18 protein-coding genes are annotated in these 20,136 nt (G+C 64.6%); 12 read left to right on the top strand and 6 right to left on the bottom strand.

The window, feature by feature from the left end; all coding sequences use genetic code 11:
• The first annotated feature begins 55 nt into the window (after positions 1-55).
• The 4 genes from XH90_RS26865 to XH90_RS26850 all read left to right on the top strand — a co-directional run bounded on the left by XH90_RS26865 (position 56) and on the right by XH90_RS26850 (position 5,791).
• Entirely contained in the window at positions 56-1,717 is a 1,662-nt protein-coding gene (locus XH90_RS26865) for an electron transfer flavoprotein-ubiquinone oxidoreductase (protein WP_194477307.1), read from the top strand.
• Positions 1,718-2,012: 295 nt separating this feature from the next.
• On the top strand, positions 2,013-3,809 hold the full coding sequence (locus tag XH90_RS26860; protein WP_194477306.1) for a tetratricopeptide repeat protein: 1,797 nt from the start codon (positions 2,013-2,015) through the stop codon (positions 3,807-3,809).
• Positions 3,810-3,838: 29 nt separating this feature from the next.
• Positions 3,839-4,723 (top strand): 4-(cytidine 5'-diphospho)-2-C-methyl-D-erythritol kinase, encoded by an 885-nt coding sequence (locus tag XH90_RS26855; protein WP_194477305.1) that lies wholly within the window; start codon positions 3,839-3,841, stop codon positions 4,721-4,723.
• 128 nt (positions 4,724-4,851) lie between these two features.
• Positions 4,852-5,791 (top strand): IS630 family transposase gene (locus tag XH90_RS26850; RefSeq protein WP_194476425.1). Its coding sequence is split into 2 segments (ribosomal slippage): positions 4,852-5,187 and positions 5,189-5,791, totalling 939 coding nucleotides; the frame shifts between segments, so codons are not numbered across the junction.
• A gap of 12 nt (positions 5,792-5,803) precedes the next feature.
• On the opposite strand, the gene XH90_RS26845 is transcribed toward XH90_RS26850, so the two are convergent.
• The 5 genes from XH90_RS26845 to XH90_RS26825 form a co-directional block, all read right to left on the bottom strand.
• Positions 5,804-6,679, bottom strand: a complete 876-nt coding sequence (locus XH90_RS26845; protein ID WP_194477304.1) for an alpha/beta fold hydrolase — start codon at positions 6,677-6,679, stop codon at positions 5,804-5,806.
• Positions 6,680-6,685: 6 nt separating this feature from the next.
• The gene (locus XH90_RS26840; RefSeq protein WP_194477303.1) at positions 6,686-7,318 is read right to left on the bottom strand and encodes a LysE family translocator; all 633 of its coding nucleotides are present in this window, start codon (positions 7,316-7,318) and stop codon (positions 6,686-6,688) included.
• Positions 7,319-7,361: 43 nt separating this feature from the next.
• Positions 7,362-8,624: a beta-ketoacyl-ACP synthase II gene (gene fabF, locus XH90_RS26835; RefSeq protein ID WP_194477302.1), complete on the bottom strand. Its 1,263-nt coding sequence runs from the start codon at positions 8,622-8,624 to the stop codon at positions 7,362-7,364.
• Position 8,625: 1 nt separating this feature from the next.
• Complete coding sequence (locus tag XH90_RS26830) at positions 8,626-9,141, bottom strand: helix-turn-helix domain-containing protein (RefSeq protein ID WP_194477301.1); 516 nt, start codon at positions 9,139-9,141, stop codon at positions 8,626-8,628.
• A gap of 276 nt (positions 9,142-9,417) precedes the next feature.
• A complete protein-coding gene (locus XH90_RS26825; protein WP_194477300.1) occupies positions 9,418-10,425 on the bottom strand; it encodes a polyprenyl synthetase family protein in 1,008 nt (335 codons plus the stop codon).
• A gap of 129 nt (positions 10,426-10,554) precedes the next feature.
• On the opposite strand from XH90_RS26825, the gene XH90_RS26820 reads away from it, so the two are divergent.
• The 6 genes from XH90_RS26820 (at position 10,555) to glyS (ending at position 16,147) form a co-directional block, all read left to right on the top strand.
• A complete protein-coding gene (locus XH90_RS26820) occupies positions 10,555-10,782 on the top strand; it encodes a DUF2007 domain-containing protein (RefSeq protein ID WP_194477299.1) in 228 nt (75 codons plus the stop codon).
• A complete protein-coding gene (locus XH90_RS26815; protein WP_194477298.1) occupies positions 10,775-11,542 on the top strand; it encodes a tRNA1(Val) (adenine(37)-N6)-methyltransferase in 768 nt (255 codons plus the stop codon). Before XH90_RS26820 ends, XH90_RS26815 begins: the two co-directional genes overlap by 8 nt.
• A gap of 216 nt (positions 11,543-11,758) precedes the next feature.
• Complete coding sequence (locus XH90_RS26810) at positions 11,759-12,667, top strand: S49 family peptidase (protein WP_194477297.1); 909 nt, start codon at positions 11,759-11,761, stop codon at positions 12,665-12,667.
• Between the two features lie 104 nt (positions 12,668-12,771).
• Positions 12,772-12,963, top strand: coding sequence for a hypothetical protein (locus XH90_RS26805; RefSeq protein ID WP_194477296.1), 192 nt, complete (start codon positions 12,772-12,774; stop codon positions 12,961-12,963).
• Positions 12,964-13,112: 149 nt separating this feature from the next.
• Positions 13,113-14,048: a glycine--tRNA ligase subunit alpha gene (locus tag XH90_RS26800; protein WP_194477295.1), complete on the top strand. Its 936-nt coding sequence runs from the start codon at positions 13,113-13,115 to the stop codon at positions 14,046-14,048.
• Positions 14,048-16,147 carry a glycine--tRNA ligase subunit beta gene (glyS, locus tag XH90_RS26795; protein WP_194477294.1) on the top strand — a complete coding sequence of 700 codons (2,100 nt, stop codon included), beginning with the start codon at positions 14,048-14,050 and terminating at the stop codon, positions 16,145-16,147. The genes XH90_RS26800 and glyS overlap by 1 nt, the downstream gene beginning before the upstream one ends.
• Positions 16,148-16,326: 179 nt before the next feature.
• On the opposite strand, the gene XH90_RS26790 is transcribed toward glyS, so the two are convergent.
• The gene (locus tag XH90_RS26790) at positions 16,327-16,680 is read right to left on the bottom strand and encodes a DUF1236 domain-containing protein (protein ID WP_194477293.1); all 354 of its coding nucleotides are present in this window, start codon (positions 16,678-16,680) and stop codon (positions 16,327-16,329) included.
• 237 nt (positions 16,681-16,917) lie between these two features.
• Between XH90_RS26790 and XH90_RS26785 the strand changes: the two genes are divergently transcribed.
• Both XH90_RS26785 and ppdK read left to right on the top strand, forming a co-directional pair.
• Positions 16,918-17,073: a DUF3096 domain-containing protein gene (locus XH90_RS26785; protein WP_014497329.1), complete on the top strand. Its 156-nt coding sequence runs from the start codon at positions 16,918-16,920 to the stop codon at positions 17,071-17,073.
• Between the two features lie 96 nt (positions 17,074-17,169).
• Positions 17,170-20,082 (top strand): pyruvate, phosphate dikinase, encoded by a 2,913-nt coding sequence (gene ppdK, locus XH90_RS26780; RefSeq protein WP_194477292.1) that lies wholly within the window; start codon positions 17,170-17,172, stop codon positions 20,080-20,082.
• Positions 20,083-20,136: the final 54 nt, after the last annotated feature.

The raw sequence follows: 20,136 nt of genomic DNA, 5'->3' as shown, positions 1-20,136 counted from the left end.
AATCGGAAACAAGGGGGCGCAAATGACAAGGAACCGTCTCAAGGGCTGAGATCAGATGAGCACCGAAGAACTTCCCCCGCGCGAATCCATGGAATTCGACGTCGTCATCGTCGGCGCCGGCCCCTCGGGCCTGGCCGCGGCGATCCGGCTCAAGCAGATCAATGCCGATCTCAACGTCGTCGTGGTGGAGAAGGGCTCCGAGGTCGGTGCGCACATACTCTCCGGCGCCGTAATCGACCCGGCCGGGCTCGACAAGCTGATCCCGGATTGGCGCGAGGATTCGGATTGCCCGCTCAAGACGCAGGTCAAGGACGACCGCTTCTACTGGATGACCGCCGGCGGCGCGATCAAGCTGCCGAACTTCATGATGCCGCCGCTGATGAACAATCATCATTGTTATATCGGCTCGCTCGGCAATGTCTGCCGCTGGCTGGCGCGCAAGGCCGAGGCGCTCGGCGTCGAGATCTATCCGGGCTTTGCCGCGGCCGAAGTGCTCTATGACGAGAAGGGCGCGGTGAAGGGCATCGCCACTGGCGACATGGGCATCGGCCGCGACGGCAAGCCGAAGGACTCTTTCACCCGCGGCATGGAGTTGCTCGGCAAGTACACGCTGTTCGCCGAAGGCGCGCGCGGCAGCCTGACCAAGCAGTTGATCGCGAAGTTCGCGCTCGATTCCAAGAGCGAGCCGCCGAAGTTCGGCATCGGTCTCAAGGAAGTCTGGCAGATCGACCCCGCCAAGCACCAGAAGGGCCTGATCCAGCACTCGTTCGGCTGGCCGCTCGACCTGAAGACCGGCGGCGGCTCGTTCCTCTATCATTACGACGACAATCTCGTCGCCGTCGGCTTCGTCGTGCACCTGAACTACGACGATCCCTATCTGTCGCCGTTCGACGAATTCCAGCGCTTCAAGACCCATCCCTCGATCCGCGGCACCTTCGAGGGCGCCAAGCGGCTTGCTTACGGTGCGCGTGCCATCACCGAAGGCGGCTACCAGTCGGTGCCGAAGCTGACCTTCCCCGGCGGCGCGCTGGTGGGCTGCGCGGCCGGCTTCGTCAACGTGCCGCGCATCAAGGGCGTCCACAACGCGATGGGCACCGGCATGCTGGCGGCCGAGCATGTCGCGGCCGCGCTCGCGGCCGATCGCGCCAATGACGAGGTCGTCGACTACGAGAACGCGTGGCGGTCCTCGTCGGTCGGCAAGGATCTGTTCCTGGTTCGCAACGTCAAGCCGCTGTGGTCGAAGTTCGGCACCGTGCTCGGCGTCGCACTCGGTGGCTTCGACATGTGGTTCAACACGCTGTTCGGCACCTCGCTGTTCGGCACGCAGTCGCATGTCAAGCCCGACCGCTCGACGCTCGATCCGGCCAAGCAACATGCGCCGAGGAACTACCCGAAGCCGGACGGCAAGATTTCCTTCGACAAGCTGTCCTCGGTGTTCCTGTCGAACACCAACCATGAGGAGGATCAGCCGATCCATCTCCGGGTTGCCGATATGAACCTCCAGAAGATGTCCGAGCATGACGTCTTCGCCGGTCCCTCGAATCGCTATTGCCCGGCCGGCGTCTACGAGTGGGTCGAGGAGGGCGCGGCTCCGCGCTACCAGATCAACGCCCAAAACTGCGTCCACTGCAAAACCTGCGACGTGAAGGACCCCAACGGAAACATCACCTGGGTTCCTCCGGAGGGCGGCGGTGGACCGAACTACGAGGCGATGTAAGGGCGCGCCAGGCGGGCAAATAGGCCCGAAGGGTGATGGAGCGCACGTTCGCGTGAGATCGGGAGCGCCACAGGTGCCTCCGGCCACGATAAGGCCATAGTAGCGGCGTCTTGGGGCGCGGCTGGCCGATTTGGGGCGTGCGGAAGGGATCGCCCGGTCCGAATCCTTGCGGTGAAGCGCCAAAAGCGGCATTGTCCGGACCCGACGGTTCCGGGTCCGATGTCGCCGGTCGCGTTCGCGTGCGAGACGGCCTTTTGCTTCGAACCCAGGCACTACCAACTCAAGGCGAGCCCTGATGTTTTCAAATCGTTTCAACCGCTGGACTGCTGCTGCCATCGCTCTTGCCGGCTCTGCGATCATGGCGGTCCCCGGCGGAGTGCTGGCGCAGACGCCGGACCATCCGGCCGACACGGCGGCGCAGTTTCCGACCCGAAACGATCTGAAGTCGCTCACCACCGCCGGCAGCTATCTCGCCGCCCGCCACGCCAGCGTCGAGCGCGACGCGACTTCGGCCGCCGCTTTCTACCGCTCCGCGCTGCGGACCGACCCGAAGAACAACGAGTTGCTCGACCGCGCCTTCATTTCCTCGGTCGACGACGGCGACATCGAGGAGGCGGTCAAGCTCGCCGAGCGCATCCTCACCATCGACAAGACCAATCGCGTTGCGCGCCTCGTCGTCGGCGTGCACGATTTGAAGCTGAAGAAATATTCGAGCGCGCAGAGCAACATCAACCAGTCGATCCGTGGGCCGATCACCGATCTCGTCGCAACGCTGCTGTCCGGCTGGGCCGCCTATGGGGCGGGCGATGCCAAGGGCGCGGTCGCCACGATCGACAAGCTGGCAGGCCCGGAATGGTATCCGCTGTTCAAGGACCTGCATGCCGGCATGATCCTCGAGAACGCCGGCAAGGAAAAGGACGCGGGCGTCCGTTTCGAACGCGCCTACAAGCTCGACGATTCCATGCTGCGCGTCACCGAGGCCTATGCGCGCTGGCTGTCGCGCAACAAGGACGCGGCGTCGGCCACGGCGATCTATGAAGCCTTCGACAAGAAGCTCGCCCGTCATCCGCTGATCGTGGAAGGTCTGCGCGAGACCAAGGCCGGCAAGAAGATGCCGCCGCTGGTCGATTCTGCGCAGGCCGGTGCAGCCGAGGCGCTCTACGGCATCGGCGCGACGCTGACCCGCCGAGGCGGCGAGGATCTCGCGCTGGTCTATCTCCAACTCGCGCTCTATCTCCAGCCCACCCATCCGCTGGCCTTGCTCTCGCTCGCCGACCTCTATGAATCGGTGAAGCGTCCGCAGATGGCGATCAAGATCTACGAGCGCGTGCCGTCGAGTTCGCCCCTCAAGCGCAACGCGCAGATCCAGCTCGCCATCGATCTCGATTCCGCCGACCGAACCGACGAGGCGATCAAGATCCTCAAGGGCGTCATCACCGAGGACTCGAAGGATCTCGAAGCCATCATGGCGCTCGGCAATCTCGAGCGCGGCCGCAAGAAGTTCGGCGACTGCGGCGCGACCTATTCGCAAGGCATCGCCGTGCTGCCTGTAGGCAACGACAAAGCCAACAGCGTCTGGTACTACTACCGCGGCATTTGCGAGGAGCGCTCCAAGGAGTGGGCCAAGGCCGAAGCCGACATGAAGAAGGCGCTCGAGCTGCAGCCCGATCAGCCGCATGTGCTGAACTATCTCGGCTATTCCTGGATCGACCAGGGCGTGAACCTCGACGAAGGCATGAAGATGATCAAGCGTGCCGTCGAGCAGCGTCCCGACGACGGCTACATCGTCGACTCCCTCGGCTGGGCCTATTACCGCATCGGCAATTACGAAGAGGCGGTTAAGAACCTCGAGCGCGCGATCGACCTCAAGCCCGAGGATCCGACCATCAACGACCATCTCGGTGACGCCTATTGGCGCGTCGGCCGTACGCTTGAAGCCAAATTCCAGTGGGCGCATGCCCGCGATCTCAAGCCCGAGCCGGACGATCTGCCGAAGATCGAGGCCAAGATCGCCAACGGCATGACGGATGACAGCTCGAACTCTTCGGCCGCGCAGGCGGACAAGAAGAAGGACGACGGCAAGGGCGGCTAATCTGGTTGAGTTCTGGGGGCGTATCGCCGATGCCGGCGTTGATTGAAGAAGGGCGCGCGAAGGTCAATCTGAGCCTTCGCGTGGTTGGCCGTCGCGCCGACGGCTATCACGATCTCGAAAGCGTGGTTGCATTTGCCGATTGTGCCGACCGGCTCACGCTGGAACCGGGTGGCGAGCTCAGGCTTGCGACCACGGGGCCGCTTGCGGCGGCCTGCGGCGAGACCTCGGACAATCTCGTGTTCAAGGCCGCAAAACTGCTGGCCGAAGCGGTGCCGCATCTGAAGCTCGGCGCCTTCGCGCTCGACAAGGTCCTGCCGGTCGCAGCCGGTATCGGCGGCGGCTCGGCCGATGCGGCGGCGGCGCTGCGCTTGCTGGCGCGCCTCAACGATCTGTCGCTCGATGATTCCAGGCTCCAGAAGGTCGCGCTTGCGACCGGCGCCGATGTGCCGGTGTGCCTGCTCTCTCGCGCGTGCGACATGACCGGCGTCGGCGAGCAGTTGCTGCCGCTGGCCTTGCCGAGCATGCCCTGCGTGATGGTCAATCCGCGCGTACCGGTCGCGACCAAGGACGTCTTCCAGGAGTTGGGCCTACGCAACGGCGAATTGCTGGTCGGTGCGACCGACGTGCTCGAAGCTCCGGCCTGGCCGGAGGCGGGCGGGTCGGTTTCCGATTGGGTCGGCGTTCTCGAAACCGTCGCCAACGATCTCGAGGCTCCCGCGCTGCGCATCCAGCCTGTCATCGGTGACGTGCTGGAGGCGTTGCGCTCTTCCGCCGGCGTCAAGCTGGCGCGGATGTCCGGCTCGGGCGCGACCTGCTTTGCGATCTATGGCGCTCCAGCGGACGCGCATGCCGCCGCCGAGAAGATCCGGCGCGGCCACCCCGGTTGGTGGGTGCATGCGGGGACGTTGAGCTAGGGCCTATCCGTTGCCCACTCGGCTGTGGGCTGGACTAAAGCGGGATGAGGTTAGGGTGAATCGATTTGGGATTCCCAAATCAGTGTGTTTCTGATTCACCATGCTGGCTGGATAGGAGGCCAGCATGGATGGGCAAGCCTTATTCTCTGGATCTTCGCAAGCGCGTGGTGGCGGCAATCGAGGGCGGGATGTCCCGCAATCGAGCCGCCAAGCAGTTTGGGGTGGCGATCAGCACGGCCATCGGCTGGATGAAGCGGGTCGATAAGACCGGCAGTGTCGAGCCTGGCCAGATCGGTGGCTACAAGCCGAAGGCAATTTCGGGCGAGCACGCGATCTGGCTGTCGCAGCGGATCAAGGACGGCGATTTCACCATACGGGGTCTCGTCGCCGAGCTTGGCGGACGCGGCCTGAAGGTCGACTACCACTCGGTGTGGGATTTCGTGCATGCCGAGAAGCTCAGCTTCAAAAAAAAGCGTGGCGGCTGGCGAACGCGATCGACCGGAGGTCGCACGGCGGCGAGCCCAGTGGGCAAAGTATCAAGGTCGCGTCGAAGCTGAGCGGCTGGTCTTCATCGACGAGACCTGGACCAGGACCGATATGGCGCCCTTGCGGGGCTGGGCGCCGCGCGGACACAGACTTCACGCCAAGGTTCCCCACGGCCGCTGGAAGACCATGACTTTCCTGGCGGCCCTGCGCCATGACCGGATTGATGCGCCATGGTTCATCGAGGGGCCGATCGATGGCGTGAGCTTTCGCACCTATGTCGAGAAGGTTCTTCTGCCCGTTCTGCGACCCGGCGATATCGTCATCCTGGATAACCTCGGCAGCCACCGGAGCAAAGCAGTTCGCCAGCTCATCCGTTCGGTCGGCGCCAAGCTCTTCTTCCTGCCAAAATACTCGCCCGACCTGAACCCGATCGAACAGGTATTCGCCAAGCTCAAGCACCTCGTCCGCAAAGCTGCCGCGCGAACCGTCGACACCGTCTGCGCCGCAATCGGCCACGCACTCGATGCCTTCACATCCGAGGAATGCGCCAACTACCTGAAAAACTCAGGCTATCGAACTTAATACCATCACGCTTTAGTCCGCGCCATTCTCGGCCAGCCCCAGAAACTTCCGGATTTCACCCAGCACCTCCTCCGGCTTGTCGTGCTGCAACCAATGCCCGGCACCGGCGATGGTCGCGATGCGCGCCTGCTGGAAATAACGCTCCAATCCCGCCGAACGAGCGCCAGCCAGAAAGCTTTCGCCGGCATTCAACAGCAGCGTGGGGCACGCGATCCGCGACCACAGCGCGACGTGATCATCCGGCCAGAGCCGGTGCGGCGCGGAAGCGCGCTGATAGGGATCGAACTTCCAGCTATAGGTGCCGTCCTCGCTCCGCCGCGCGCCGTGCGTGGCGAGGTGCAGCGCGAGGTCGCGGGTGAGGCGCTTGTTGTGAAGCACCATCTGCGCAGCCGCGTCTTCGAGAGTCGCATAACGGCGCGGCGTGCGATCGTGCAGCCTGTCGAGCTGGCTGACCCACTTGCCGATGCGTTCATGCACCGGCGGCTTCGGCGTGTCAGGCAGCATCGTCACGCCGTCGAGAACGACGAGCTTTGCGACTTGCTCGGGGAATGAGCCTGAGAAGATCAGGCTCACCATGCCGCCCATCGAATGGCCGATGAGGGTCACCTGAGGCGCAGCGATGCGGCGGATGAGCTGGGCGAGATCGTAGACATACTCCGTCAGCGCGTAGCTGCCGCCTTTGGTCCAGTCGGAATCGCCGTGCCCGCGCAAATCCGGCGCAATCACGTGGAAATGCCGTTGCAGCGATCGGGCGATGGCGTCCCAACTCCGGCAATGATCGCGACCGCCATGGACCAGGATGAGCGGCGGTGCGCTGTCGTTACCCCAATCGGCGTAATGCAGCCGCAGCCCGTGCGACTCGTAGAAATGGCTTTCTGGGGTCATCATCGCGACCTACCCCTGTACTGGCCGCCGCGCCAGCGCGAGTGACAGGCCGAGGCCCGTGATGAAGACGCCGGAGCCTTGCGTGAGGCGCCGCATCAACTGCGGTCGTCCGATCAACTGCGCGCGCGTCGCGGATGCCATCAGCACCACGACGACATCGGCGAGTGTGTTCAGCGTCACCGAGATGGCGCCGAGCAGGATGAATTGCAGCGTCGGGCTCGCGCCTGCGGGATCGAGGAATTGCGGAATGAAGGCAAGGAAGAACGCTGCGGTCTTCGGATTCAACGCCTCGACCAGCACGCCGTCACGGAACGCCCTGGTGTCGCCGACGGGCTCGCTCGCGAGCGACAGCGTCCGGCCGGCGCTTTGATACGTCTTGATGCCGAGCCAGACCAGATAGAGCGCACCGACGAATTTGACGGCAGCAAACAATTCAGCGCTGGCGAGGATAATCGCGGAGATGCCGAGGCTGCCCGCGACCACATGGACCAACCCGCCCAGAGCGGTGCCCGCGGTCGACGCCAAGCCGCCGGCGCGACCTTCCGACAAGGTCCGAGCTGCGACGTAGAAGATGCCCGGACCGGGAACGGCGGCGATGACAAGGGCGGCGGCCAGGAACAGCCAGAAATTCGTTTCGCTCATCCTGCTTTGGTAACGATGCCCAGCGCGATTGCAAGCCCGCTGGCTAGCTCATGCGCCGGAAGATCGCGCTGGCGTTCACCCCACCGAAGCCGAAGCCGTTGGAGATAGCATGCCGCATCTGCATCGGACGCGCCGTCCCAGTTACGATGTCGATGCCATCGGCACTCGCGTCGGGGTTTTCGAGGTTGAGTGTCGGCGGCGCGACCTGATCGCGCAGAGCGAGTACGGTGAAGATGGCCTCAAGCCCGCCGGCCGCGCCGAGCAGATGACCGGTGGCCGATTTGGTCGCGCTCACCGCGATAGACTTGTCGCGGCCGAACAGCGCGCCGATCGCGGCGAGCTCGCTTTCGTCGCCGGCGGGCGTCGAGGTCGCATGCGCGTTGAGATGCTGGACATCGGTGGGCGCAAGCTTCGCCTGGCGCAACGCGATCTCCATGGCGCGGCGGGCGCCGTCACCATCAGGGGGACCTGACGTCATGTGATAGGCGTCCGCGCTAGTGCCGTAGCCGATGATCTCGGCGATCGGCGTGGCGCCTCGCGCCAGCGCATGCTCGAGTTCTTCGATAACGAGAATGCCGGCGCCTTCGCCCATCACAAAGCCGTCGCGATCGCGATCGAACGGACGCGAGGCGCGGGTAGGCTCGTCGTTGAACCCGCTGGACAATGCGCGGGCTGCGGCGAAGCCGCCGAGGCTGACGAGATCGATGCAGGCCTCCGCACCGCCGCAGATCGCGACATCGGCATCGCCCGCGCGGACCAGGCGTGCGGCATCGCCGATCGCCTGGACGCCGGCGGCGCACGCCGTGACCGGCGTGCCCAGCGCGCCCCTGTAGCCATATTTGATCGAGACATGGCCGGCGGCCAAATTGGCGAGAAACGAGGGGATCGTGAACGGCGACAACCGCCGCGGGCCGCGCTGTTCGGCGATGCGCACGGCTTCCGCCATGGCAGGGAAGCCGCCGACGCCGGAGCCAATGATCGTTGCGGTTCGCTCCAGCGACGCCGCGTCCTGCGGCGTCCATTTGGCCTGCGCCACCGCCTCCGCGGTGGCGAGCAGCGCGAACAGGATGAAGCGGTCCATCTTGCGCTGATCTTTCGGCGCAGCCGCCTCCGCCGGATCGAAGCCGCCGTCCGTATCATCGGCCTTGTCGGGCACGAGGCCAGCGATGCGCGCCGGCAGGGCCTGCGACCATTGGGGCAGGGGACGCAAGCCACTCTGACCGGCGAGCAGCCTGCGCCAGGACGTCTCGACACCGCAGCCAAGCGGCGACACCGCACCCATTCCCGTCACGACGATACGACGCATGTCAGTCTCCCGCCGGCGCAATCGCCGGGTTCATGGCTTTGAGCGAGGTGAGCCGTCGTCGCATCAGGCGGCTCGCGGCGGGACCTGCGATCACCACCGCATTTGCGATCGTGATCGGTTGCCTGTCGGCGGCGTCGACCACGACCGGATCGAGCGGCCGGCGATCGCCCCGGTTCGCCAGCAGGATGGATTCGCCCTTCGGCGCGAGATGCTTGTTGCCCCAGGCGAGCAGCGTCGCGATCACGGGGAAGAAATCCCGCGCCTTGTCCGTCAGCACATATTCATAGCGCGGCGGCCGCTCCTGATAGCGGCGGCGTACGAACATGCCGGTCTTGGTGAGATGGGCGAGCCGCCGCGACAGGATGTTTGGCGCAATGCCGAGATTGCGCTCGAACTCGTCAAACCGCGTCGAGCCTTGAAGTGCATCCCGCAGGATCAAGATGCTCCACCATTCGCCAACCGTCTCCACGGCGCGGCCGACCGGGCATTCCAGGATCGAGGGTAGTTTAGGCTGCATGACGGGGAGGGTAGGATAGTAGCTTGCAAAATGCAAGTTACTAGGTGAACGATGGTAGATTGCGAAGCTGCGGCCGTCGAACTACCGAGGTTCGAGTGTGAGTTAGTGGATTGTTTCCGAGGAGGGATTTTGAATTGCTTCGCTGCGCTCGCACAGCAATGACGAGGATGGGGCAGCGAGCGCGAATCTATCGCCGTCACTCTGAGGCACGAGCGCCTCAGAGTGACGGGGCTGATCGAGGTGCGGTCGTGATAGGCTGCTGGGGAGCGATCGCGCTCAGTGTGATCTCGCCAGACAGAACGCCACAACCTGCTCCAGCGCGCTCTTCATCGGCGAGGACGGGAATAGCGCCAGCGCGTCCACGGCCATGGCGCCGTAGTGCTGCGCGCGGCTCAGCGTGTCCTCGAGCGCGCGGTGCTTGTTCATGAGGCCAATGGCGTGATCGAGGTCGCTGTCGCCGATCTCGCCGCGCTCGAGCGCCTTGATCCAGAACGCGCGCTCGGTATCGTTGCCGCGGCGGAAGGCGAGCACCACCGGCAGCGTGATCTTGCCCTCGCGGAAGTCGTCACCGGTGTTCTTGCCGAGTTTTGCGCTCTTGCCGCCATAGTCGAGCACGTCGTCGACGAGCTGGAAGGCGATGCCGAGATTCATGCCGACGGAGCGGCAGGCGGTCTGCTCGGCCTTCGGACGATTGGCGATGACGGGGCCGACCTCGCAAGCCGCTGCGAACAGCTCGGCGGTCTTGCCGCGGATCACGGCGAGATATTCGTCCTCGGTGGTCGCGGTGTTCTTGGCGGCGGCGAGCTGCATCACTTCGCCCTCGGCGATGGTCGCCGCGGCCGCAGAGAGGATGTCGAGAGCGCGGAGCGAGCCGACCTCGACCATCATGCGGAACGCTTGTCCCAGCAGGAAGTCGCCGACCAGCACGCTGGCTTCATTGCCCCAGAGCATGCGCGCCGACAGCTTGCCGCGGCGCATCTCGCTCTCGTCGACGACGTCGTCGTGCAGCAGGGTGGCGGTGTGCATGAACTCGACGGAGGCAGCTAACTTGATGTGGCCGTCGCCGGCGTAGCCGGCGAGGTTGGCCATGGCGAGCGTCAGCATCGGGCGCAGCCGCTTGCCGCCGGAGGAGATCAGATGGTTGGCGACCTCCGGAATCATGGTCACATCGGACCCTGTCCGCGACAGGATCGTGGCGTTGACGCGCTCCATGTCGCCGGCGACAAGGGCAACCAGCTCTTCGATCGACGCGCCGGGGGTTTCGAAAGGTACGATGACGGCCACGCCGGTCTCCAATATTTGCCCCGGAGGGGCTATTCTGATGGAAAGACAATAGAAACTGGAAGGGGATGCGGCAAGGCCTGTGGAACCATTGACATTGCCGCTTAACCCTTTTCAGCTCAGGAGGCTCGTTTGCGTGAACTGGTTCGGACCAACGATATCGTGCTGGTGTCGGCGATCGGCGCGCTGCTCGACGGCGCCAACATCCATCATCTGGTACTGGACCAGAACATGAGCATCATCGAGGGTTCGCTCGGCGTTTTGCCGCGGCGGATCCTGGTCCATGAGGACGACGCCACCGCGGCTCGGCAGCTGCTGACCGAGGCCGGCCTCAGCCACGAGCTGCGCGGCGATGATTGACGTCGTCACAGATTTCACCGAGGACGCCTTTCTCGGTGGGCAGTTGCTGCTCAAGCAGAAGCGATCCGGCCACCGGGCCGGACATGACGCGATCCTGCTTGCGGCGGCGACCGAGGCTCGCGAAGGCGACCGCGTCGTCGATCTCGGCGCAGGCGTCGGCACCGCCGGGCTGGCGCTGGCCCGGCGCGCCGCGGGCATCGACCTTCGTCTCGTCGAGATCGATCCGGAACTGGCCGAACTCGCGCGCGCCAACGCGGCGGCAAATGCGATTGCTGTTGAGGTTGTGGTGCTCGACGTCACTGATGACGCGCAGGCCTTCGCGGCACGCGGGCTCATGCCCGACAGTGCGGACTGCGTGTTGATGAACCCGCCGTTCAACGATGCCGCGCGGCATCGCGGCTCGCCGAACCAGGCGCGTCACGCCGCACATGTCGCGACCGACGAGACGTTGCATGCGTGGGTGCATGCTGCAAGGCGGCTCCTTCGATCGAGCGGTGTGCTGACGCTGATCTGGCGTGCGGATGGACTTGCGGACGTTTTGACAGCGCTGTCACGCGGTTTCGGCAGCGTGGCGGTCCTGCCGGTTCACGGCGAAGCGGGCAGGCCTGCGATCCGTGTGCTGATCCGCGCCGTCAAGGGCGGCCGGGCGCCGTTGCGGTTGTTGCCGGGCCTGATGCTCAATGATGAGTCAGGTGTGCCCAGAAAAGAGGTGCGGAATATTCTGGAGGGGAGGGCGGTCTTGCCGCTGGCGGAGCCGTGACGGCTTACTGCGGAAGCGATTCCGACTGCTGTTCCGGCCGCGATGTAAAGCGAATCGCCGTGAAAAGCGCACCGATCAGCATCAACAGCAGATAGACCTTCATGTCGCTTCCTCCGCTGCCTCATTGCAGCTTCCCAACAGGGATTCTGCAAAACACGTTCCAGGCACCAGCAATGACAGTCGCGTGATAAGAATTGGTAAATCAGGAGTAACGGCATGGCCGAGCAATTGAACGATCGCGAAAATTCCGGCCTTGCCGAAAAGCTCATGCAATATCTGCCGGCGCGCATCCGCCCCGGCGCCGCGGTTGTGCCGGTGGTGCGGCTGTCGGGCGTGATCGGCGCAGTGACGCCACTGCGCCCGGGCATGACGCTGGCGGGTGTCGCACGGGTGCTGGAGCGAGCCTTTTCTTATCGCAACGCCAAGGCGGTGGCGCTGGTGATCAATTCGCCCGGCGGCTCGCCGGTGCAGTCGCGCCAGATCTATCTGCGCATCAAGCAGCTGGCGGCGGAGAAGAAGCTGCCGGTGCTGGTGTTCGTCGAGGACGTCGCGGCCTCCGGCGGCTACATGATCGCCTGCGCCGGCGACGAGATCTTCTGCGATCCGTCCTCGATCCTCGGTTCGATCGGCGTGGTCGGCGGCAGTTTCGGTTTCCAGGAAGCGATCAAGCGGCTCGGGATCGAGCGGCGCCTCTACACGGCCGGCACCCACAAGGCGATGCTCGATCCGTTCCTGCCCGAAAACCCCGATGACGTCGCCAAGCTGAAGGCGCTTCAGCGAGAGATCCACCAGATCTTCATCGCGCTGGTGAAAGAGAGCCGCGGTCTCAGGCTGAAGGGCGCGGACGAGACGCTGTTCACCGGCGAGTATTGGGCCGGCGAGACGTCGATCGCGCTCGGGCTCGCCGACGGTATCGGCGATCTCCGCTCAACTCTTCGTGCCCGCTATGGCGAGAAGGTTCTCACCCCCGTGATCGCGCAGCCGGCCGGGCTGCTGTCCGGCCTGTTGGGGCGGAAATCGCCCGGCGCGGGGCAGCTTTCAGCCATGGAATCAATGGCCGGCCTGCCGGATGATCTGATCTCGGCGATCGAGACGCGGGCGATTTGGGCGAAATTTGGGTTCTAGGCGCCGCCCTCCCGCGCCATTTGGTCCGCCGCGAGCCAATTGCGGCTCGGGCCGGACTGCGCGAATATGCGTGTGGGGGCTGAGCACGAGACAAGGATCGACCGATGCCGCCGTTTATCGCATTTGCGGGCGTCCTGGGTGGGCTTGCCGTGGTCCGCTGGGCCTACAAGACTGCCATCAGGATCAACGAGGAGCTGGAGGAGATGCGCCTGTCGCGCGTCGCCGAGGCCGCCTCTATGGGGACCATCCAGACGCTGAAGCGTGACCCCGTCACTGGAGCCTATAGGCCGGGATAGGTAGCGCCCTTTCCATACGCACGGTCATTCCGGGTTCGCCCTTCGGGTACCCCGGAATGACGTCATTCACCCCCCTTTGCCTTGATTCCCACCCCCGCCGTCGATACGGTCCCGCGCGATTCAACCCCCCGCGAGAGCCTGATCTGACGATGGACGCCTCATTGCCCGCCCATATGCGCCCGGAACGCTCGTTCCAGGGCTTCATCCTCGCGCTCCAGCGGTTCTGGGCCGAGCAGGGCTGCGTGATCCTGCAGCCCTACGATATGGAAATGGGTGCGGGTACCTTCCATCCGGCCACCACGCTGCGCGCGCTCGGGCCAAAACCCTGGAACGCCGCCTATGTGCAGCCCTCGCGCCGCCCCAAGGACGGCCGCTACGGCGAGAATCCAAACCGGATGCAGCACTACTACCAGTTCCAGGTAATCATGAAGCCGTCGCCGCCGAACCTTCAGGAACTGTACCTGAAGTCGCTCGCCGCGATCGGCATCGATTCCGCCGTGCACGACATCCGCTTCGTCGAGGACGACTGGGAGAGCCCGACGCTGGGCGCCTGGGGCCTCGGTTGGGAGTGCTGGTGCGACGGCATGGAGGTCAGCCAGTTCACCTATTTCCAGCAGGTTGCCGGCTTCGAGTGCGCGCCTGTTGCGGGTGAGCTGACCTACGGGCTCGAGCGCCTCGCGATGTATGTGCAGGGCGTCGATCGCGTCTACGACCTCAATTTCAACGGCGGCGACGGTGACCAGAAGGTTACTTATGGCGATGTGTTCCTGCAGGCTGAGCGGGAATATTCGAAGCACAATTTCGAAGTTGCCGACACCGCGATGCTGTTCGAGCAATTCAAGATGGCCGAGGCGGCCTGCCGGAAATATCTCGAAGCAGGCTGGAAGGACGGCAAGCGCGACGCGCATCTCATGGCGCTGCCCGCCTATGACCAGTGCATCAAGGCGAGCCACGTCTTCAACCTGCTCGACGCGCGCGGCGTGATCTCCGTGACCGAACGACAGAGCTACATTCTTCGCGTGCGTGAGCTGGCCAAGGCTTGCGGCGAGGCCTGGATCCATACTGAAGCGGGCGGAGCGGCCTGATGCCCGATCTTTTGCTTGAACTGTTTTCCGAAGAAATCCCCGCGCGGATGCAGGCCAAGGCGGCCGACGATCTGCGCCGCCTGGTCACCGACAAGCTCGTCGCCGAAGGCCTCGTCTACGAAGGCGCCAAGGCGTTCGCGACGCCGCGCCGCCTTGCGCTCACCGTGCACGGCATCCCTGCGCGCCAGCCCGACCTGAAGACCGAACGCCGCGGGCCGAAGGTCGGTGCGCCCGATGCGGCCGTGCAGGGCTTCCTGAAGGCGACTGGCCTGAAATCGCTGGATGAGGCCAAGATCCAGCGCGATCCCAAGGGCGATTTCTACATCGGCTTGATCGAGAAGACCGGCCGCGACGCGATCGACGTGCTCGCGGAAATCCTTCCCGTCATCATCCGCACCTTCCCCTGGCCGAAATCGATGCGCTGGGGCGCACGCTCGGCCAAATCAGGCTCGCTGAGCTGGGTGCGTCCGCTGCACGCGATCACCGCGACCTTCGGCCTCGAGACCGAAGAGCCCGATGTCGTGAAGTTTTCGGTGGACGGCGTCGAGACCGGCCAGACCACGTACGGCCATCGCTTTCTCGCGCCAGCGGCGATCAACGTGCGCCGCTTCGAGGACTACGAAGCAAAACTGCTCGACGCGAAGGTCGTGCTCGACCCTGACAGGCGCAAGGACGCGATCCTCACCGACGCCAAGCAGCTTGCCTTCGCGCAAGGCTTCGAGCTTGTCGAGGACCAGAACCTGCTGGACGAGGTCTCGGGCCTCGTCGAATGGCCGGTCGTGCTGATGGGCTCGTTCGAACCGGAATTCCTGGCAACGCCCGGGGAAGTGATCCGAGCTACCATCCGCAACAATCAGAAGTGCTTCGTGGTCAGCGACCCGAAGACGGGCAAGCTCGCCAATAAGTTCGTCCTGATCGCCAACATCGAGGCCACCGACGGCGGCAAGACCATCATCGCCGGTAACGAGCGCGTCATCCGCGCGCGGCTCAGCGATGCCAAGTTCTTCTACGAGACTGACCTGAAGACCCGGCTCGAGGACCGTCTGCCGAAGTTCGATCAGATCGTGTTCCACGAGAAGCTCGGTACCCAGACGGCGCGGATCGAGCGCATCGAGCGCCTTGTCGCTGAGATCGCGCCGCTGGTCGGCGCCGACGTCGCGAAGGCGACGCGTGCCGCGCATCTGGCGAAAGCGGATCTTCTAACGGAAGTCGTCGGCGAATTCCCTGAAGTGCAGGGCCTGATGGGCAAGTACTACGCGCTGGCGCAGGGCGAGGATGTTTCCGTCGCTGCGGCTTGCGAGGAGCACTACAAGCCGCAGGGCCCCGCTGATCGCGTGCCGACTGATCCGGTCAGCGTTGCGGTGGCGCTTGCGGACAAGCTCGATACGCTCGTCGGCTTCTGGGCCATCGACGAGAAGCCGACGGGATCGAAGGATCCATATGCGCTGCGCCGTGCCGCGCTCGGTGTTATCAGGCTGATCGCCGAGAACGCGCTGCGTTTGTCGCTGATGAAGGTGGCGGCGTCCGCGCTTGCCAGTTTGTCGGCAAGAGCTACGGATGCCGAGAGGATCCCGAGCGATCTGCTCGCCTTCTTCGCGGATCGCCTGAAGGTTCAGCTCCGCGAGCAGGGCGCGCGTCACGATCTCGTCGATGCCGTGTTTGCGCTCGGCGGCCAGGACGATCTCCTGATGATCGTTCGCCGCGTCGAGGCACTCGGCAAGTTCCTCGAGAGCGACGACGGCAAGAATTTGCTCGCGGGCACCAAGCGCGCCAGCAACATCCTCTCGATCGAGGAGAAGAAGGACAAGCGCACGTTCGACGGCGCGCCTGATACCGCGCTCTACGGCCTCGACGAGGAGAAGGCGCTGGCCAGGGCGATCGGCGAGGTGAAGGCGGAAGCGAGCGCTGCTGTTGCCAAGGAGGACTTTGCGGCCGCGATGAGTGCGATGGCAAAGCTGCGTCCGCCCGTCGATGCGTTCTTCGACAAGGTGCGCGTCAACGACGACGATGCCAGGGTGCGCGAGAACCGCCTGAAGCTGCTGAACGAGATCCGCAGCGCCACGCGAGCGGTAGCGGATTTCTCGAAGATCCAGGATTGAGGCGCGCTCGCGCGGCAAACACCAGTGTCATTCCGGGCTCGCGCTGCGCGCGCCACGGAATGACGGCACAAAACATGCCCCGCCCGGCGGGGGGAAGACCGGGCAGGGCCTGATGTCCGATCAACACTGCTCGCGCCAGCCTGATTGAAATGGCGCGCCGGACATCTAGTCGACCAACATCAGTCCATCACCTCGACGATGCGTCGCGAGCGCGGCTCCACCAGCACCGTCTCGCCGTTCACGACGGTGTAGCGATAGGTCGTCGCGCCGAAACGCTGCGGCACGTCATAATAGGTGATGCCGGTTTCAGGTAAGGTGGCACCGACGATCACGCGATCCGGAATATGGAAGGCCGGCACACGTTGCTCGACGACATAGTCACGGAAAGCCGGCCGCTGCTCGACCGCAATCGTCGGGCCGCTATCGACCACGACGGGCGCGCGTCCCACCGTGATCCCGGTTTGCGCCTGCGCCGCGACGGGCGAGCCGATCGCGGCCGCGAGCGCTGCAAGGGCGAGAATCCTGTTCCGCATGGGCAACTCCTTCGACGTGCTTTTGCGACGTGGTTTTACGGGACGCGCCAGTGGCGCGACCGGTTGCCAATGCTGCGCCGCGCGCGATGTTCCGAAAAAGCCTTGCCGCATCAGCGGCAATTTCGGGCAGTTTTCGCGAACGGCGGAACCCGTCGGGCGGCCCGCGCGTCTCTACCCACGGAACCCGGTCCGGTATGATCCGCCCGCGATTCGCCCTAACGCTCGGAAAGAAAATTCATGCATATCACCGTCGCCCACATCTCGCCGCTCCTGTCCCTGCTTGCGGGTGTGCTGATCCTGATCATGCCGCGCCTGCTGAACCTGATCGTCGCGATATTTCTCATCATCAATGGCGCGATCGGGCTCGGTTTGTTGAAGTGGCTCCATCTCTAGGCCTTCATTTTCCGGAACTCTTCGACTTGCGCGGGCCCGCCCAAAATGGTGTAAGGCCCGCAATTTCCCGTTCCTCTCGCAGGTTGTGTGCAAGCTATGGCCAAAGCCGCCTCGAAGCCTAAGAAATCCCCAGCGAAATCAAAGTCCTCCGCCAAGGCGAAGGCCGCGCCGGCGGCACGCAAGACGCTTGCCAAGAGCGCCGTGAAGAGCGCGCCGAAGCCGGTCGCCAAGACGGTTGCGAAGGCCGCCGCCAAGCCGGCAGCCAAGGCTGCGACCAAGAGCGTTGCTGCGAAGGCGGCTCCGGCCAAGAACGCACCAGCCAAGATCCCGGCCAACAAGTGGGTCTTCACCTTCGGTGACGGCAGGGCCGAGGGCCGCACGGAGATGCGCGACCTGCTCGGCGGCAAAGGCGCCAACCTCGCCGAGATGGCCAATCTCGGCCTGCCGGTGCCTCCGGGCTTCACCATCCCGACCTCGGTCTGCACTTACTTCTACGCCCACGACAAATCCTATCCGAAGGAATTGCAGTCGCAGGTCGAGAAGGCGCTGGATTATGTCGGCAAGTTGACCGGCAAGGTGTTCGGCGACACCAGGAACCCGCTGCTCGTCTCCGTGCGATCCGGCGCGCGCGCCTCGATGCCGGGCATGATGGACACCGTGCTCAATCTCGGTCTCAACGACAAGACGGTGGAAGCGTTGTCGGAACTCTCCGGCGACCGCCGCTTCGCCTATGACAGCTATCGCCGCTTCATCACCATGTATTCCGACGTGGTGCTCGGCTTCGAGCATCATCACTTCGAGGAGATCCTCGACACCTTCAAGGACAGCCAGGGCTATACGCTCGACACCGACCTTACCGCCGAGGACTGGGTCGACCTGGTCGGCAAGTACAAGGACGCGGTCGCACGCGAGACTGGCAAGGAATTCCCGCAGGATCCGCATGACCAGCTCTGGGGCGCGGTCGGCGCGGTGTTCTCATCCTGGATGAACGCGCGCGCGGTGACCTACCGCAAGCTGCACGACATTCCGGAATCCTGGGGCACCGCGGTCAACGTGCAGGCCATGGTGTTCGGCAACATGGGCGAGACCTCGGCGACCGGTGTTGCCTTCACCCGCAATCCCTCGACCGGCGAGAGCAAGCTCTATGGTGAGTTCCTGATCAACGCGCAGGGCGAGGACGTGGTGGCGGGCATCCGCACGCCGCAGGACATCACCGAAGAGGCGCGGAAAGAGTCGGGCTCCGACAAGGCGTCGATGGAAGCGGCGATGCCCGAGGCCTTCAAGGAACTGACGCGGATCTACACGCTGCTCGAGAAGCACTACCGCGACATGCAGGACATGGAGTTCACGGTCGAGCAGGGCAAGCTGTGGATGCTCCAGACCCGCGGCGGCAAGCGCACCGCGAAGGCGGCGCTGCGCATCGCGGTCGAGCTCGCCAATGAAGGCCTGATCAGCAAGAAGGAAGCGGTAACGCGGATCGATCCCGCTTCGCTCGACCAGCTGCTGCACCCGACCATCGATCCCAACGCCAAGCGCGACGTGATCGCGACCGGCTTGCCGGCGTCGCCGGGAGCTGCCTCCGGCGAGATCGTGTTCTCCTCGGACGAAGCGGCCAAGCTCCAGGGCGACGGACGCAAGGTGATTCTGGTCCGCATCGAGACCAGCCCGGAAGACATCCACGGCATGCACGCCGCCGAGGGCATCCTGACCACCCGCGGCGGTATGACCTCGCACGCGGCAGTCGTCGCCCGCGGCATGGGCAAGCCCTGCGTCTCCGGCTGCGGCACCATCCGCGTCGATTACGGCCGCGGCACCATGAGCATCGGCTCGCGCACCTTCAAGGCCGGCGATGTCATCACCATCGACGGCTCGCTCGGCCAGGTGCTGGCCGGCCGCATGCCGATGATCGAGCCGGAGCTCTCCGGCGAGTTCGGTACGCTGATGAACTGGGCCGACCAGGTCCGCAAGATCGGCGTCCGCGTCAACGGCGACACGCCGGACGACGCTCGCACCGCGATCAAGTTCGGCGCGGAAGGCATCGGTCTCTGCCGCACCGAGCACATGTTCTTCGAAGAGACGCGCATCCGCACGGTGCGCGAGATGATCCTCTCCGAAGACGAGCAGTCGCGTCGTGCCGCGCTGGCAAAGCTTCTGCCGATGCAGCGCGCCGACTTCGTCGAGCTGTTCGAGATCATGAAGGGCCTGCCCGTCACGATCCGGCTTTTGGATCCTCCCCTCCATGAATTCCTGCCGCACACCCACGCCGAGGTCGAGGAAGTGGCGCGCGCCATGAACACCGATCCGCGGCGTCTGGCCGACCGCGCCCGCGAGCTGTCGGAGTTCAATCCGATGCTCGGCTTCCGCGGCTGCCGCATCGCGATCGCCTACCCCGAGATCGCCGAGATGCAGGCACGCGCGATCTTCGAAGCTGCGGTCGAAGCCGAGAAGCGCACCGGCAAGGCCGTCGGCCTCGAGGTGATGGTGCCGCTGATCGCGACCAAGGCCGAGCTCGACCTCGTCAAGGCGCGGATCGATTCAACCGCGAAGGCCGTGATGCGCGATACCAGCACCAAGATCGCCTATCAAGTCGGCACCATGATCGAGCTGCCGCGCGCCTGTCTGCTCGCGTCCGAGATCGCCGAAAGCGCCGAGTTCTTCTCGTTCGGTACCAACGACCTGACGCAGACCACTTACGGCATCAGTCGCGACGACGCCGCGAGCTTCCTCGGTCCGTATGTCGCAAAGGGTATTCTCTCGATCGATCCCTTCATCTCGCTCGACCAGGAAGGCGTCGGCGAGCTGGTCAAGATCGGAGTGGCGCGCGGCCGCAAGACACGGCCGAAGCTCAAGATGGGCATCTGCGGCGAGCACGGCGGCGATCCCGCCTCCGTCGCGTTCTGCCACGATGTCGGCCTCGACTACGTCTCCTGCTCGCCCTACCGCGTGCCGATCGCACGGCTTGCTGCAGCACAAGCCGCACTCGGCAAGGCGATTGCGAGCCAGGCGTAAGTTAAAGCGACATATGCGATGCGAAAGAGGCGGGGCTTGGCTCCGCCTCTTTTC

It is taken from the genome of Bradyrhizobium sp. CCBAU 53338, assembly GCF_015291665.1.
GTDB lineage: Bacteria > Pseudomonadota > Alphaproteobacteria > Rhizobiales > Xanthobacteraceae > Bradyrhizobium.
Note: the sequence above shows the minus strand (reverse complement) of the source record. Positions and strands in the feature narration are given on the sequence as shown.

Excerpts from the sequence above, each read along its gene's own strand:
- ppdK (WP_194477292.1), top strand. The coding sequence starts at position 17,170 with ATGGCCAAAGCCGCCTCGAAGCCTAAGAAATCCCCAGCGAAATCAAAG.
- glyS (WP_194477294.1), top strand. The coding sequence starts at position 14,048 with ATGCCCGATCTTTTGCTTGAACTGTTTTCCGAAGAAATCCCCGCGCGG.
- XH90_RS26800 (WP_194477295.1), top strand. The coding sequence starts at position 13,113 with ATGGACGCCTCATTGCCCGCCCATATGCGCCCGGAACGCTCGTTCCAG.
- XH90_RS26845 (WP_194477304.1), bottom strand. The coding sequence starts at position 6,679 with ATGATGACCCCAGAAAGCCATTTCTACGAGTCGCACGGGCTGCGGCTG.
- XH90_RS26790 (WP_194477293.1), bottom strand. The coding sequence starts at position 16,680 with ATGCGGAACAGGATTCTCGCCCTTGCAGCGCTCGCGGCCGCGATCGGC.
- XH90_RS26830 (WP_194477301.1), bottom strand. The coding sequence starts at position 9,141 with ATGCAGCCTAAACTACCCTCGATCCTGGAATGCCCGGTCGGCCGCGCC.
- XH90_RS26805 (WP_194477296.1), top strand. The coding sequence starts at position 12,772 with ATGCCGCCGTTTATCGCATTTGCGGGCGTCCTGGGTGGGCTTGCCGTG.
- XH90_RS26865 (WP_194477307.1), top strand. The coding sequence starts at position 56 with ATGAGCACCGAAGAACTTCCCCCGCGCGAATCCATGGAATTCGACGTC.
- fabF (WP_194477302.1), bottom strand. The coding sequence starts at position 8,624 with ATGCGTCGTATCGTCGTGACGGGAATGGGTGCGGTGTCGCCGCTTGGC.
- XH90_RS26840 (WP_194477303.1), bottom strand. The coding sequence starts at position 7,318 with ATGAGCGAAACGAATTTCTGGCTGTTCCTGGCCGCCGCCCTTGTCATC.
- XH90_RS26855 (WP_194477305.1), top strand. The coding sequence starts at position 3,839 with ATGCCGGCGTTGATTGAAGAAGGGCGCGCGAAGGTCAATCTGAGCCTT.
- XH90_RS26860 (WP_194477306.1), top strand. The coding sequence starts at position 2,013 with ATGTTTTCAAATCGTTTCAACCGCTGGACTGCTGCTGCCATCGCTCTT.
- XH90_RS26815 (WP_194477298.1), top strand. The coding sequence starts at position 10,775 with ATGATTGACGTCGTCACAGATTTCACCGAGGACGCCTTTCTCGGTGGG.
- XH90_RS26810 (WP_194477297.1), top strand. The coding sequence starts at position 11,759 with ATGGCCGAGCAATTGAACGATCGCGAAAATTCCGGCCTTGCCGAAAAG.
- XH90_RS26785 (WP_014497329.1), top strand. The coding sequence starts at position 16,918 with ATGCATATCACCGTCGCCCACATCTCGCCGCTCCTGTCCCTGCTTGCG.